The 15,207-nt window shown below is 65.3% G+C and carries 11 protein-coding genes; 4 read left to right on the top strand and 7 right to left on the bottom strand.

The features are described 5' to 3' along the window. Positions 1-169 precede the first annotated feature (169 nt). The 3 genes from pvdQ (at position 170) to VV867_RS13600 (ending at position 4,419) form a co-directional block, all read left to right on the top strand. Positions 170-2,452 carry a bifunctional acylase PvdQ gene (gene pvdQ / locus VV867_RS13610; RefSeq protein ID WP_328566661.1) on the top strand — a complete coding sequence of 761 codons (2,283 nt, stop codon included), beginning with the start codon at positions 170-172 and terminating at the stop codon, positions 2,450-2,452. A 132-nt stretch (positions 2,453-2,584) separates the two neighbouring features. After that, on the top strand, positions 2,585-2,887 hold the full coding sequence (locus tag VV867_RS13605; RefSeq protein WP_328566660.1) for a transcriptional repressor: 303 nt from the start codon (positions 2,585-2,587) through the stop codon (positions 2,885-2,887). A gap of 200 nt (positions 2,888-3,087) precedes the next feature. Then, positions 3,088-4,419 carry a lysine N(6)-hydroxylase/L-ornithine N(5)-oxygenase family protein gene (locus VV867_RS13600; RefSeq protein WP_328566659.1) on the top strand — a complete coding sequence of 444 codons (1,332 nt, stop codon included), beginning with the start codon at positions 3,088-3,090 and terminating at the stop codon, positions 4,417-4,419. 114 nt (positions 4,420-4,533) lie between these two features. On the opposite strand, the gene VV867_RS13595 is transcribed toward VV867_RS13600, so the two are convergent. The 7 genes from VV867_RS13595 to VV867_RS13565 all read right to left on the bottom strand — a co-directional run bounded on the left by VV867_RS13595 (position 4,534) and on the right by VV867_RS13565 (position 14,030). After that, positions 4,534-6,993, bottom strand: a complete 2,460-nt coding sequence (locus VV867_RS13595; RefSeq protein ID WP_328566658.1) for a TonB-dependent siderophore receptor — start codon at positions 6,991-6,993, stop codon at positions 4,534-4,536. 118 nt (positions 6,994-7,111) lie between these two features. Then, entirely contained in the window at positions 7,112-8,053 is a 942-nt protein-coding gene (locus tag VV867_RS13590) for a FecR domain-containing protein (protein ID WP_328566657.1), read from the bottom strand. Between the two features lie 3 nt (positions 8,054-8,056). Further along, positions 8,057-8,545, bottom strand: coding sequence for a sigma-70 family RNA polymerase sigma factor (locus tag VV867_RS13585; protein ID WP_328566656.1), 489 nt, complete (start codon positions 8,543-8,545; stop codon positions 8,057-8,059). 155 nt (positions 8,546-8,700) lie between these two features. Then, positions 8,701-9,993 (bottom strand): tyrosine-type recombinase/integrase, encoded by a 1,293-nt coding sequence (locus tag VV867_RS13580; RefSeq protein WP_177412009.1) that lies wholly within the window; start codon positions 9,991-9,993, stop codon positions 8,701-8,703. A 1,333-nt stretch (positions 9,994-11,326) separates the two neighbouring features. Further along, positions 11,327-12,568 (bottom strand): type II toxin-antitoxin system HipA family toxin, encoded by a 1,242-nt coding sequence (locus VV867_RS13575; protein WP_328566655.1) that lies wholly within the window; start codon positions 12,566-12,568, stop codon positions 11,327-11,329. Continuing rightward, on the bottom strand, positions 12,565-12,861 hold the full coding sequence (locus tag VV867_RS13570) for a helix-turn-helix domain-containing protein (protein ID WP_109931985.1): 297 nt from the start codon (positions 12,859-12,861) through the stop codon (positions 12,565-12,567). The genes VV867_RS13575 and VV867_RS13570 overlap by 4 nt, the downstream gene beginning before the upstream one ends. Positions 12,862-13,139: 278 nt before the next feature. Beyond that, positions 13,140-14,030 (bottom strand): LysR family transcriptional regulator, encoded by an 891-nt coding sequence (locus VV867_RS13565; protein ID WP_328566654.1) that lies wholly within the window; start codon positions 14,028-14,030, stop codon positions 13,140-13,142. A gap of 126 nt (positions 14,031-14,156) precedes the next feature. On the opposite strand from VV867_RS13565, the gene VV867_RS13560 reads away from it, so the two are divergent. Continuing rightward, positions 14,157-14,567: a (R)-mandelonitrile lyase gene (locus tag VV867_RS13560; RefSeq protein ID WP_089393151.1), complete on the top strand. Its 411-nt coding sequence runs from the start codon at positions 14,157-14,159 to the stop codon at positions 14,565-14,567. Positions 14,568-15,207: the final 640 nt, after the last annotated feature.

Raw genomic sequence — 15,207 nt, 5'->3', positions numbered from 1 at the left:
CCGGCGGGGCGCGCACGGAGGGCGCCGGTAAAGTTTCCCGGGTGCGCTTCGTTCCCCTGAATGCCGGCGTCCGGGGCGGAACATCCATGCCCCGAACGCCATGGTTCCCAGTCGTCCTGCGCCATCCGCATCCCACCGGGCCGCGGCGCGCTCGTACAGAGAAGAATCGATGCCCAAGCGTATCCTCCTGGCCGGCCTCGCCGGCGCCTTGCTCGGCCTGCTGCCCCAGGCCCAGGCCGACAGCGCCCGCCCGGCCGCCCTGGCCGCCGACATCCGCTGGACCGCCTACGGCGTGCCGCACATCCGCGCCACGGACGAACGTGGCCTGGGCTTCGGCATCGGCTATGCCTACGCCCGCGACAACGCCTGCCTGCTGGCCGACGAGATCGTCACCGCCCGTGGCGAGCGCTCGCGCTACTTCGGCGCCGAGGGCGAGTCCTCGGCGCAGGTCGGCAACCTCGCCTCGGACGTCTTCTTCACCTGGCTCAACCGCCCGGAGTCCGTGGAGGCCTTCCGCAAGGTCCAGTCCACGGAAGTGACGCAGTTGCTGGAAGGCTACGCGGCGGGGTTCAACCGCTTCCTGCGCGAGGCCAGCGCCGACACCGCCAGTTGCCTGGGCCAGCCCTGGCTGAAGCCGATCGACAGCGCCGACCTGGTGCGCCTGACCCGCCGCCTGCTGGTGGAGGGCGGCGTCGGCCAGTTCGCCCAGGCCGTGGTGGCCGCGGCGCCGCCGGGGGCTGCCAATGCGGCCCTGACCGGCGCGGAAGGCTTCCGCCTGGCCGAGCAGCGCCGCGAGCGCTTCCGCCTGGAGCGCGGCAGCAACGCCGTCGCCGTCGGTGCGGAGCGCTCGGCCAGCGGCCACGCCCTGTTGCTGGCCAACCCGCATTTCCCCTGGCAGGGCGCCATGCGCTTCTACCAGCTGCACCTGAGCATCCCCGGCAAGCTGGACGTCATGGGCGCTGCGCTGCCCGGGCTGCCGATGGTGAACATCGGTTTCAACCGGCACCTGGCCTGGACCCACACGGTGGATACCTCCAGCCACTTCACCCTCTACCGCCTGGAGCTGGACCCGCAGAACCCGCTGCACTACCGCCTGGACGGGCGCTGGCAGCCGCTGGAGAAGCGCGTGGTTAAGGTGCAGGTGCGCGGCGCCGACGGCCAGTTGCAGACGGTCGAGCACACGCTCTACGAATCGGTCTACGGCCCGGTGCTGGTCTGGCCCGGCAAGCTCGACTGGAGCGCCGGCGAAGCCTATGCCCTGCGCGACGCCAACCTGGACAACACCCGGGTGCTGCAGCAGTGGTACTCGATCAACCAGGCGCGCGACGTGGCGGACCTGCGCCACCGCGTGGAGTCCCTGCAGGGCATTCCCTGGGTGAACACCCTGGCCGCCGACGAGCACGGCGACGTGCTCTACCTGAACCAGTCCGTGGTGCCCAACCTGACCCCGGGGCAGCTGCAGGCCTGCGCCATTCCCGCGCTGGTGGCCGAGGGCCTGCCGGCGCTGCAGGGCAACCTCGGGCGCTGCGGCTGGAGCCGCGACCCCGCCGCGGCGCAACCCGGCATCCAGCCGGCCACGCAGTTGCCGGCGCTGGTGCGCCGCGACTTCGTGCAGAATTCCAACGACAGCGCCTGGATGACCAACCCGGCGGCGCCGCTGGAAGGCTTCTCGCCACTGGCCAGCCGCCAGGACCAGCCGCTCGGCCTGCGTGCCCGCTTCGCGCTGCAGGCCCTGCAGGGCAAGGGCCGCATCGACGAGCCCCTGCTGCAGCGCCTGGTCACCGGCAACCACGTCTACGCCGCCGACCTGGTGCTGCCCGACCTGCTGGAGCTGTGCCGCCGGTTGCAGGACGCCGCGCTGTCGCCGGCCTGTGGCAGCCTCGCCAAGTGGGACCGCAGCGCCAATCTCGATGCCGGCCCGGGCCTGCTCTACTTCCAGCGCTTCATGGCCCGCTTCGACGCGCTGGAGGGCGCCTGGAAGGTGCCGTTCGACCCCGCGCGGCCAATGCAGACGCCCAGCGGCATCGCCCTGGACAAGCCTGAAGTGGTGAAACAGGTGCGCGAAGCGCTGCTGGCCGCCAGCGAGGAAGTGAACAAGCAGGGGGCGGGCAAGCGCTGGGGCGAGCTGCAGGTCAGCAGCGCGGCCCAGCCGCCCATCCCGATCCCCGGTGGCGACGGCCACCTGGGCATCTACAACGCCATGCAGAGCGTGCCCCACGGCGACCACCTGGAGGTGGTGAGCGGCAGCAGCTACATCCAGCTGGTCAGCTTCACCGCCGAGGGCCCGCAGGCCAAGGGGCTGCTGGCCTTCTCCCAGGCCAGCGAGCCGCGTTCGCCGCACCACGCCGACCAGACCCGGCTGTTCTCGCGCCAGGCCTGGTCGCCGCTGCCCTTCACCGAGGCGCAGATCGACGCGGACCCCGCCCTCAAGGTGGTGCGCCTGGCGCAATAACGACAAGAGGAGGCGTTTGCCATGATTTCCAGCGAGCTTCTGGCACCTGCGCAGCGGATTCGACCATGCAAGAGGAGGGCGGCGCACCCGCAGCACTGGCTGCGCCCGGCCCAGGGGGACAAGGAGAAGCCAATGATCCAATCCAGAGCCAGCGAGCCCGCGCGGCGGATTCTGGCCCATGCCGGCCTGCGCACCAGCCTGCCGCGGCTGGTGGTGCTGAGCGCCTTCCACGAGCAGGACGCCTACACGGTGGAAGAGCTGTACCAGCGGCTGCGCGAACCGACCAACTCCATCACCCAGGCGTGCGTTCAGAGCACCTTGCGCAGCCTGGGGCGCAGCGGCGTGCTGGTGCGTGATGCGCAGCGCCGCTATCGCCTGGCGCCCTCGTTCTCGATGGCGCTGGACGAAGAGGGCGAGGCTCGCCGTCTGCAGTGATGCGCCCCGCGCGGCCGGCGGGGAAGGGGCGGTGCGCTTCCTCGCGGCTGGGAACTCCTACAGAAAACACTAATGGGACGCATTCTAAATTTCCGTAAAGCGACCTCGTCTTTCTGAAACAAGGCGCCGATGCGGCGCCCCCAATTGGCCGGCGGACACCCGCCGCGCCTCCTGGCAAACGGGCTAAGGATATTGGCAGCATGACCCAGATGATCACCCCCACCTACGACGTTCTCGGCATCGGTTTCGGGCCTTCCAACCTGGCGCTGGCGATCGCGCTGCAGGAGCAGGCGCAACGCGAGGGCCTCGACTACCACGCGCTGTTCCTCGACAAGCAGGGCGACTACCGCTGGCACGGCAACACCCTGGTGGCGCAGAGCGAACTGCAGATCTCCTTCCTCAAGGACCTGGTGAGCCTGCGCAACCCCACCAGCCCCTATAGCTTCGTCAACTACCTGCACCACCAGGGGCGCCTGGCGGACTTCATCAACCTGGGCACCTTCTACCCGTGCCGCATGGAGTTCAACGACTACCTGCGCTGGGTCGCCCGGCAGTTCGCCGAGCAGGCCCGCTACGGCGAGGAAGTGCAGCGCGTGGAGCCGGTCGCCGGCGCCCATGGCATCGACCTGCTCAAGGTGGTCTCGCGCGACGCCGAGGGCCACGAGAACTTCCGCCTGGCGCGCTCCATCGTCCTCAGCACCGGCGGCACGCCGCGCATTCCGCAGGCCTTCGCCAGCCTGCGCGGCGATCCGCGGGTGTTCCACCATGCGCGCTACCTGGAGCGCATGGCCGAGCAGCCCTGCGTGCGCCACGAGCCGATGCGCATCGCCGTGGTCGGCGGCGGGCAGAGCGCCGCCGAGGCCTTCATCGACCTCAACGACAGCTACCCTTCGGTGCAGGTCGACATGATCCTGCGCGCCGCCGTGCTCAAGCCGGCCGACGACAGCCCCTTCGTCAACGAGATCTTCGCGCCCGACTACACCGACCTGGTGTTCCAGGAGCCGGAGAGCGAGCGCGAGAAGTTGATCGCCGAGTACCACAACACCAACTACTCGGTGGTCGACCTCGACCTGATCGAGCGCATCTACGCCATCTTCTATCGCCAGAAGGTTTCCGGGCAGGCCCGCCACGGCTTCCTCTGTCGCCGTCACGTCGAAGGCGTGCGCGCCGACGCCGCCGGCGTGCACCTGAGCCTGCGCGACAGCGCCACCGGCGAGGTGGAGCAGAAGCAGTACGACGCGGTGATCCTGGCCACCGGCTACGAGCGCAATTCGCACCGCGAACTGCTGGCGCCGCTGCAGGCGCACCTGGGCGACTTCCGCGTCGGCCGCGACTACCGCCTGCAGACTGACGCGCAACTGCGCGCCCCCATCTACCTGCAGGGCTTCAGCCAGGCCAGCCATGGCCTCAGCGACACCCTGCTGTCGGTCCTGCCGGCGCGGGCGGAGGAGATTTCCGCCTCGCTGTTCCAGCACCTGCAGCCGCAACCGACCGGGCGCACGGTCTCCGCGCAGGCCGCCGAGACGGCCTGAGGCTGGATCTATCTGCTGGGTGGACATCGTCTTACGGCGGATGGATCGCGGCAACTGCACATGGACTAGACAACGAATGCCGGGCCGCCTGCACTGGCGGCCCGGAGATCAGCCTCAGAAGTCGTAGCGCGTGGTGAACATCAGGTTGCGCGGTTCCCCGTAGTAGCCGGTGTTGTAGAAACCCAGGTTGCTGAAGTACTTCTTGTCGAACAGGTTGTTGACGTTGACCGTGGCGGACAGGTGCTCGGTGACCTGGTAGCGGGTCATCAGGTCCACCAGCCAGTAGCTGCCCTGGGTGTATTTCACCGTTTCGTAGTTCTGGTCGCTGACGTTCGTCCAGAACTTGCTCTGGTAGCTGGCGCCGCCGCCGACGGTGAACTGGTTCAGCTCACCCGGCAGCTGGTAGGTGGTGTACAGGCGGAACAGCTGGTCCGGGTTCAGGGTGCGGATACGGCTGCCGTCCTTGTCGCGGGTGACCGCATGGGTATAGCCACCCTGCAGTTGCCAGCCCGGCAGTATCTCGCCGGCGACGTCCAGCTCGAAGCCGCGGGTCCTGGTGCCGTTGACGCTGTCGTAGGCGATGCCGCCGGAGGGCGTGGCATTGCTGGTTTCGACCGCGAGGTTGTCCTGCTGCGACTCGAACACCGCGAGGCTGGCGTTGAGCCGACCTTCGTAGAACTCACCCTTCACGCCCAGCTCGTAGCTCTTGCCTTCTTCCGGGGCCAGCGGCTTGTCGTTGATGTCACGCAGTTGCTGTGGCTGGAAGATATCCGTGTAGCTGGCATACACCGAGTAGCTGTCGTTCAGGTCGTACACCACGCCGAGGTAGGGCACCACGACGCCGCTCTTGCGGGTGCTCTGCGGGGTGACGGAGTAGCCGTACTGGCTGTCGGAGATCTGCTCGGCGCTGTCGTGGTAGTCGGCCACGCGGGCGCCGGCGATCAGCGCCAGGTCGTCGGTCGGCTTCAGGCGCACGGTGCCGTAGTAGCCGGACTGGTGCAGCTGCGAGTAGTTCTTCAGGTTGGCCTTGGAGCCCCAGTCCGGCTCGGGGAACTTGCCGTTCCAGGTGAAGATGTCGGGGATGCCGGGGTCATAGGGCGTAGGGTAGTCCCAGTAGCCGTTGCCCTTGGTTACCGAGCGCGTGGCGTTGTAGCCGAACACCGCGTCATGTTCCCGGCCGAACAGTTCGAACGGGCCGGAGGCGTACATGTCCACCGAATCGCGGCGAGTATCGCCGGTGTACTTGCCATGGAAGAGGATGCCGTCTTCACCGGTGACCGGGTCCGGGTAGCCGCCGCCGGCGGAGCCCAGTGGGGCATGGTAGCCGCTTTCCTGGTGGTTCAGGTGCAGCTTGAGGGTCCAGTCGTTCTCCAGCGTGTGCTCGAGGGTGGCGAAGACCGTGCGGTTGTACTGCTCCCAGGAGCTCCAGTTGGTGCCGGGGTTGAACGAGCGCGGGAAGTCGGTCTTGGAACCGTCGGAATAGAACAGCGGCACCCCGGCCCAGCTGGAGGCTGTGGGCGTTGTGTCCTGGTAATCCATGCCGATGCTGAACAGGGTGCTCGGCGTCAGGTCGGCCTCCAGGATGCCGTAATAGGTGGAGTTCTTCTGCTCGTAGCGGTCCATGTAGGCGTTCTTGTCCTGGTAGGCCGTGACGAAGCGTCCGCGGATGTTGCCTTCGTCGGTCAGCGGGCCGCCGACGTCCAGCTCGCCGCGGTAGTTGTCCCAGGAGCCGGCGCCCAGGGACAGGTGACCGGCGAAGCTGTGGGTCGGGCGCTTGCGGATCAGGCTCAGGGCAGCACCGGGCTGGCCGCTGCCGGTGAGCAGGCCGGTGGCCCCCTTGATCACTTCGATGCGGTCGTAGATGGCCATGTCGCTGAGGGTCTTGCCGTCGGCGTAGGCGGTATCCAGGTAGGAGGGGATGCCGTCGTACTGGAAGTTGGTGATCTGCGAGCCACGCGCCCAGTAGGCACTGCGCTCGCTGTCGAGCTTCTGCACAGTGACGCCGGGGGTACGCTTCATGACGTCGTCGATGCTGTTGAGGGCGAAGTCGTCCATCTGCTGGCGGGTCATCACGTTCACCGTCTGCGGTGTCTCGCGCGGCGTCAGTACCAGGCGCGTGGCGGAAGCGATGGTGCCGGGCGTATAGGAGCCGCTGCCTTCGGTGATGGTCCCCAACTGATTGCTGAGCACGGTGGTCGAGCCCATCTCCAGCGGGGCTTCATCGTGAACCAGGATATAGCCGCCGTTGGCCTCGCGCTGGGCCTTCAAGCCGGTACCCGCCAGTAGCCGGGACAGACCCGCCTCGACGCTGTAGCTGCCTTGCAGCCCGGCACTGTTGTGGTTACGGGTCTGCTCGGCGCTGAACGACAGGGTGATGTTGGCTGTGGTGGCGAACAGGCTCAGGACCTGGCCCAGGTCGCCGGGCGGGATATGGAACAGCATGGCCTGGCTTTGCGCCAGGGCGGTGCCCGGCAGCATGCCGAGAACCGGCACGCAGCCCACGCCAAGGCTGAGCAGCGCCAGGCGCATGGCTCGGGGCAAGGGCCCGAGGGCGTGCAGAGGGAAGTGCGACATTCGATTTTCCTTTTCGTTGGCAGGTACGCAGCGGCAGCACGGACGGCTGCTTCAGTTGTTGGCCGAACGAGAATGAAAATCGGCAACCCCTTGGCGAGAAATTTTTCTCATTCACGCCTTAGGTAGCTTCTACAGTGACCCAGTAGCGCGTCAGATAGCGCACCCGTACCGGTAGGGATTTCCCCAGGTTCTGCAGGATGATGTCGATCTGATCGAGGCGGTACGCGCCGGACAGGCGCAGGCCGGCGACTTCATTGGCGCAACGCAGTACGCCGTGGCGGTAGCGGTCCAACTCGGCGATGAACTCGCCCAGGGGCCAATCCACCACCGTGAGTATGCCCTGCGCCCAGGTACCGTCGCCGTCGCGTAGGGGCGTGGGCGTGGATACCCGGGTATCGTCGAAGCTGGCCTGTTGTCCGGCGGCCAGGCGTAACGGATGTTGTGGCGCATCCAGCGGGCGCAGCTCCACGGCGTGTTCGAGCACGCACACGCGGGTGTTCCGCGCCTGGCAACGTACCGTGAAGCGTGTGCCCAGCGCGCGGATGCTGCCCTGCGGGGTATGCACGAGGAAGGGGCGGCCGGTCGGGTCGGGCGTGGTTTCCACCAGAATCTCGCCCTGGCGCAGGTACAGCTGGCGTAGATGTTCCCCGTAGGCCACGTCCAGTGCGGTATCGGTGTTCAGAACCACCCGGGTGCCGTCGGTCAGCCGCAACTGGCGGCGTTCGCCAATGCCGGTGCGTTCCCCGGCCAGCAGGGCCGGGTAGGGCACATGTTCCCTTGCCAGCCAGCCCATGCCGCCGGCGCCTATCAGCAATGCGAGTGTCTTGAGTACCGCACGGCGGCGGGAGCGGGCTCCGGCCAGGGTATTCAGGGAGATGTCCGGGGGTAACGAATTCCATTGGCCTTGCAGGCGCTCTATGCGCTCCCAGGCCAGGCGGTGGGCCGGGTCGGACTCCAGCCACTGGCGCCAGGCCTGGCGCTCGGCGTCTCCCGGCGGGCTGGCGGCGAATTGCACGAACCAGGTCGCAGCGGCCTCCAGTACCTTCATGTCCAGGGCCATGCATCAATCCTCGCAGAGCAGCAGACAATGGGTCATGGCCCGGATCATGTGCTTCTTCACCGTGGTTACCGAAACGCCCAGGCGTTCGCCGACGGCGGGGTAGCTGAGCCCTTCGAGCTGCACCGCCAGGAAGATCCGCCGGGTGCGCTCGCCCAGGCCATCGAGCACGGCGTCGATGGCAGTCAGCGTCTCGAGGATCGACAGCCGCATCTCCGGCGAGATGTCCAGTGGTTCCGCCCGCGCAGCCAGGCTTTCCAGGTAGGCCTGTTCGATGGCGCGGCGGCGAAAGCCGTCGATCATCAGCGCGCGGGCAATGGCGCTCAGGTAGCTGCGCGGCTCACGGATGGTTTCGCAATCGCGCGAGGCGAGCACGCGCATGAACGTGTCCTGCGCCAGGTCCGCCGCATCATGGGCATTGCCCAGGCGTTGCCGCAGCCATTGCCTGAGCCATCCGTGGTGTTCTGTATAGAGCCTCTGCAGGGAGGAAGACATGGTAGGCGAATGCATTTGATGTGAATGAATCGCATTCTCTATTTCTCCCGTCCATTGCACAAGCATAGCGGCAGCGTATGCCCTTGCGGATATGGCGCAGGGCGGCGTAGCCGGCCTTTGGTTTTCGTCGGACGTCCGGCAAGGCTGCCATTGTGCTAGGGCTTGAGCTTCAGTCCCTTCACCGAATGCGCGCGCTGTTCGTCCAGCGAGTTGTAATAGGTGTTCTGCGTCGTGCTCAGGCTGTTGTGGCGCAGGTCGGCCTGCAGGTCCTTCATGTCGCGCAGCGGTGCATCGAAGGTGGCCGAGGTGTGGCGCAGCCAGTGCAGCGAGACCGAGCGCAGCTGGTCCACCTCGTCGTCGCTCCAGCCCTCGGCCGCCATGCGCTGCAGCGCGCGGTCGAACAGCGCCTGCAGGAGCAGCCGCACATGGCGGTCGGATAGCCCGGCGCGGCCCTTGAGCGTGCCGATCAGCGGCGTCCGTTCCTGGGGCGAGGGCAGGGGAGGCAGGCCCAGGTGGCGGCGGTAGCGGGCCAGGTAACCGTGGATGTAGTCGTCGCGCACGCTGATGCGGGCGGCCTTGTTGCCCTTGCCGACCACGTGGAACCACCAGTTGCCGGTGCTATCGCGGCGGAAGTCGCCCATGCCCGGCGTCCAGTTGTCGCGGCCGATCAGGTCGGAGATGCGCAGGTACATGGCGAACAGCGTGGCCACGATGAACAGCGTGCGCTCGTGGCTGGCGTCCTCGGCAGCCATCAACTCGGCCGTCTCGATGACGTAGCTCCACTGCAGTTGCGTCAGCGAGCGCGAGGCCACGTTCAGGGTGTTGCGCTGCTTGTAGATGGACTTCTGCTTCACCGCGCGGAACGGGTTCACCTCGGTCAAGCCCTCGTCCATGGCGTGCTGGAAGAAGCTGCCGCACACGGCGAAGACCTGCGCCACCGAACCCTGGGACATGCGGTACGGGCGCAAGGGCAGGGGGCTCATGGCCTCGCTGGCGAGCTTGCGCTCGCGCTTGGCCAGGGTGGTGCTGAAGGGGCGCCAGGCGGGGTTCGGCACATGGCTGTCGGACTCCAGCTTCTTGCGGCCGCCCATGCGCATGAAACGCGACTTGATGACCGGGCCGACCCAGTCGGCGGGCGGGTTGAGGCAGAACTCCATGAAGGCCTCGGCGTCGCGGCGGCGCAGGTCGAGCAGCGGCTTGCCGGCCACCAGCAGGGCCCATAGCAGCAGGCGCTCGACGTGGGTGCGATAGGAGGTATAGGTGGCCTCGTTGCCGCCATAGGACTTGAGGAAGCCACGCACGGCGAAGTAGCCCTCGATGGCCCGCACGTCTTCATCGAACGCCTGCAGGTAGCCGCGCACCACGGGCAATTCTTCGCTCAGCTGCATGAAGTTCAGCTCATGGAAACGGGCGAAGGTCTCGAAGAGCGGTTGTGGCGATTGCGGCATCGTCAAGGCTGGGAATGGGGAAAACGGTGGTCGCACCGGGGTAGCGTGCAATATCCAGGTCTGGCTGTTATCGGATATTACTTGCGCGCTAACGAATAGCCCCGGCGGGGCGGGAAGCGACAGGCAGGAAAACCTGCAACCTGCATTCTAGACAGCTTGATCCCTACAGGTCGAGGGGCTGTGAGGCGATTTTCACATGTCGCGGCAAGGCAGCCATTGCAACGCCCATGGCCGCTGGAGGCCGGTTGGGACAGGCGCTCTGAATGTCTCGCCGCGATCAACCGGGCCTGGATGACTGGTTGCAGCTCTGGCTCGGGTTGGGGCTGCGTCGATGAATCCCGCCAACCCATAGAACGCGGATCAGCGCCAATGCAGCCTGAGGTCGGTTGCGTGTCGCTGTGACAGGCGAACTGCACGAACGGCTGATGTGCCTGCGTGAAAAGCGTGACGGGGGAATGGCCACGAGGCTTGCAGATTTCACGTAGCGTCGCGCTGCGTTGGTGTTGGACCAGGGCTTGAACGGATGCCGGCGGATTCGCTCGGGGAATCTGGAATGATCGAGCACTGAGCATGAGCACTGAGCTTGTGAGCGAGAAACCGAAGGCCACGATGGATCGACAATACGAAGCCGGTTCGACAGGAAGGCAGAAAGAGAAACGGGCAACGGGCAACGGGCAACGGGCAAGCAGCAACAATGGTGATTGAGCGTAGACGAAGCAACAGTTGGTCGATCAGGGGGGACGGTATCGAAGCCGGCAAACAAGCGGTTTTCCCTGGTGAATTCTGCAGGGGCCATCTGCACCTGCGCTTATCCATGACTTCGCATAAGATATATTATGTTAAATTAAGTATCTGCCAGGATATCGAACGCAGACACAGCTTTACCACTGCTGCTCGAAGTTGAGTTGTGACCGTCGAGGTTTCTGGACAAAATCGCTTCTCACCTCCCTCGGCTCTATTTTTCGACGCGTCGATGCAAACCGCTTCTTTGCCACCATCTACAAAGATGGCAAGGACGTGGTCCGGGCGACCGTGTTCATCGGAAGCGGCTTCGGATCAGGCATTCACTATCTCCAAGGCCAGTCGATGGAGAGCAATTCGTACAATGAGTCTTTATCAGTCGACGCTGACGACCAGGCGCTCTACCTGACGCCACAGGGAATGGCGGCTTACGGTCGGCGAGACCAAAAGCTTTCCCAGGAAGACGCTGCAGAGATGCTATGGGACATCGTTATCGCCCCTCCCCTCTGCCGGCTCTTGCTCAGACACTTGGGATAACCTGTCTGGCATGCTCAATCTGGTCTTGCGAGTACGTGCCAGCAAAGGCTTCTCGCTATCGGCCGAGGCGTTTGCGGATCTCATCGAAGGCCCGCTGAATCACCCTCTGTTGCTCTGGGTCGATCTCGAGTTCACGGCATAAGGGCTGCCACCCGGAAAGGGCGTCGAGAGTCTGCTCGATGTAGAGGTCCGGCTTCAGGTAGCTGAAGGGAGCGCAAACCTGCTTCAGCTGCTTGCGAGTGGCCAGGCCGGCACCGTTGAAAGAGGTTGTGTGCTCATCCGCATAACCACGGACCGGGGCATAGGTCAGGTCATAAGCTGGGGCCAGTGTCCACCGCCCCTGGTCGTGCAGGAACGCGAAGTTCTTGGCGTGGTCGTCATGGTTGTGGGTCAGGGCGTTGAATACCATTAGCCTCGCCATGCGCTCGACCTCTGCCGCATGGTTGGTGATGGCGTTGGTGGCTCTGAGTAAATCCGAATAATCCAGCGATGGCGCACGGTAATCGGCATAGAGAATACCGCTAGCGGTCATCATGTGGATTTTGCTATCGCCGTTCCGGTCGAAGCGATGGGCAGAAAAGAAGCGCTCGGTTCCGGTCGATGACTGGACTGTGAGCAGATTGCTCGCGGCCATCTTCACCCCGGCACGTTCTGCCAGCCGCGAGTAGGCGAACTCGATCGCTCCGGTATCACGATGCTCGGTTGGTGTCCTGAATTTCACCAGCCAGTGCTGGTAGCCGGCCGGAAGGTGCTTGAAAGACGTACTGCACCGCCTTCCGTCCTGGGATAGTGCAACGACCACCTTGGGGCGGGCTCCTGCAGGGGAGCCACCTGCCAAGCGCAGAGTATCGAGAGTGGCCGAGGTTTCTCCTTCGTAGACAGCCTGGGACTCCTGGTAGAGCTGGGCCAGGTCAATATTGTCTTCGTCGGTGGTGCGCTCGATGACTGGGCGATACTCCAATGCGCCCATGCCCCTGTCGGCCATATAAGCTAGTCGATCTAGAGGGGAAATGTCCCTTCGGTCCTTGCCATGCCTGGCAAGGAAAAAACGGTCCATGAGCAGCATGCCCCAGCCGTCCGGGAGGGAGTCGGCCAATGCGCCTGGTAGACCAGCGAAAAGGACTGGGTCCGCAGCTTTCTGTGGTTGGGTGGTGAAGTCCATGTTCAGGGGGGACAGGTTGAAGCCTTGTGTCACCCACTTGGGGTGATAGGCGAAGTAGATGCCCTGTCGGCTGGCGACCAGTTCCCCGACAGGTTCGCCAGCCAGCAGTATCTCCACGGTGTTGATCGGCTTCATTGGCGCCCCCGAGTGCGTCCTGCCTGTTTGATTTCTTCGAGCGATACTGGACGCTCATGCTTGAACAGTTCCGCGAATTGACGGGTAGCGCCAAGCGCAGTGGCGATGAGCACCAGGGCGTCGAGGGTGATCTGCCCGCTGGACTCGAACCGCTTGATGGTGGACTCGGAAACACCTGCCCTCAACGCCAGGGACTTGCGGGAGAGGTTCTGTGCCAGTCGTGCCTCCCGAGCGTTGGCACCGATTTTCTGGGCTAGCTCGCCGGGGGCAAGCAGGGAATGGGTCAGGGCCACGGCAGCCTCTCATTTAACGGGTCATATATGAATTATTATAGGCATTAATCCGTAATATTGGTTCATATATGGATAGTTAAAAATTTGTACTCCAGAGTCACGCCATGCTTTGTTGCACCTTCAGGGGTTCGCAAGGCTGCACCTAAGCCGCCCCACATGAAGCTGCGGTGCCACCGTTGGCTCCCCTCCTCGCTTTCCTGGCTTCACCGCTTCCAGCCGGCAAGCCGAGGACTTGGCCGCCAGGCCCAGCCAACCAAATCCTTTTCCGCCTTGTACCCTCAGTCCCGCCTGAGCGCCTGGATCACCAGGCCCAGCGCCGGCGAAACATGCCGTCGACTGGCGTAGTACAGGTGGTAGCCGGGAAACACCGGGCACCAGTCCTCCAGGACCGGGACCAACCGCTTCGCCTCGATGTGAGGCGCAAGAAGGTCATGGGGCACGTAGGCCAGGCCGACGCCATCGATCGCGGCCTGCAGCATGTGGTAGGTGTTGTTGAACACCGCCTGCCCACGTACCCGGACCTTGACGCTCTGCCCGTCCTTCTCGAAATCCCAGGCGTACAGGCCCCCATGGGTGGGCAGCCGGAGGTTGATGCAGCGGTGCCGGGCCAGGTCCTGCGGCGTGCCCGGGGTGCCGGAGGCCTGCAGGTACGCCGGCGAGCCGGCGACCGCCATGCGCAGTTCGGGGGTGAGGCGGACGGCGATCATGTCCTTGTCGACCAGGTCGCCTACCCGCACGCCGGCATCGAAGCCCTGTGCCGCGATGTCGACCAGGGCGTAGTCGGTGCACAGCTCCACCTCGATGTCGGGGTACTGCTCGAGCAATGGCAGGAGCCGTGGCCAGAGCACGGTCGCGATCGCGTGGTCATGCGCGGTGATGCGTACCTTTCCCGCCGGCTTCTCGCGCCATGCGCCGAGCGAGTTCAGTTCCTGCTCGATCTCGTCCAGGCGCGCCGCCACGGTCTCCAGCAGCCGGCTGCCCGCCTCGGTCGGCGATACGCTGCGGGTCGTGCGGGTGAGCAGGCGCACGCCCAGGCGCTCCTCCAGCCCGAGGATGGCGTGGCTCAGCGCCGAGCGGGACATGCCGAGCTGGGCGGCCGCTTTCGTGAAGCTGCGTTCCCTCGCCACCAGGACGAAGGCTTGCAGGTCGTTGAGGTTATCGCGAGCCATAGGTGAATTTAGTGCACCAAAGCATCCTGGATTTGCCATCTACAAAGCTAATCGACTTCGTTCCAGACTGAAAGCCTTCCTGGCATTCCCTGCCAGTGCCCTCCTCTTTCAGCCATGGTGATTCACATGCAACTCAAGCGCGCAGGCTCCCAGCCCTCCATCAAAGGCCCGGCGGAATGGTTCACCGGGACCGTTCGCATCGACCCCCTGAACGCCCCGCCGGCACCCTCCCGGGTTTCCTGCGCGAGCGTCACCTTCGAGCCCGGCGCCCGCACAGCCTGGCACAGCCACCCGCTGGGCCAGACGCTGGTGGTGACGGCAGGCTGCGGCTGGACGCAATGCGAAGGCGAACCCATCGTCGAGATCCGCGCCGGCGACGTCATCTGGTGCCCGCCCGGCCACCGCCATTGGCACGGCGCTTCGGCGACCACGGCGATGACCCACATCGCCATCCAGGAGGCCCTGGACGGCAAGAACGTCGAGTGGATGGAGCACGTCAGCGACGAGCAGTACTTCGCCGGGCCTGGCGCGGCCTGAGCCTGGTGTAATGCTGTTCACTAGGGTACGTACCTGCAGCCCATTGGGGCTCTAGCGACATCCATGTCGCATGACCTCCTGAGCGCCGGTTTCGCTCGGCCTTCTGAAGGGGCGTTCCGATGCGCTCGGTTGTTTCACTGGAAACCCGTAGGGCGCATAACGCCTACGGCGTTATCCGCCGAATCGCGGACAGAGTCCGCTCCTACGGTTCCAGGAAGCACGGTCGTAGGAGCGGACTTTGTCCGCGATTGGATTCACCGGCTACGCCGGACGCCCCGGTAGCACGGCCAGCGGCGGATAACCGCGAACGGTTATTCGCCCTACGAGCTTGCCGGCTGATGCTGCGTTATCCGACAGCTCGGGACAGCCCCCTCTCCCTTCAGGGAGAGGGCTGGGGAGAGGGGACGGACTTCGCTCACGCACCTCTGCCAACCCTGACGCCGCACCCCCTCCCTAACCCTCCCCCGCAAGCGGGAGAGGGGACCGTTCGGCGCGAGGCGAAACCACGAAGCTCCCGGGCTCCCCGTAGGGCGCATAACGCCTACGGCGTTATCCGCCATGATCGCGGACAGAGTCCGCTCCTACGGTTCCAGGAAGCACGGACGTAGGAGCGGACTCCGTCCGCGATTGGCCTCCGGCC

Origin of the sequence: Pseudomonas sp. JH-2 (assembly GCF_036231725.1) — a bacterium.
GTDB lineage: Bacteria > Pseudomonadota > Gammaproteobacteria > Pseudomonadales > Pseudomonadaceae > Pseudomonas > Pseudomonas delhiensis.
This window is presented reverse-complemented; position numbering and strand designations above follow the sequence as displayed.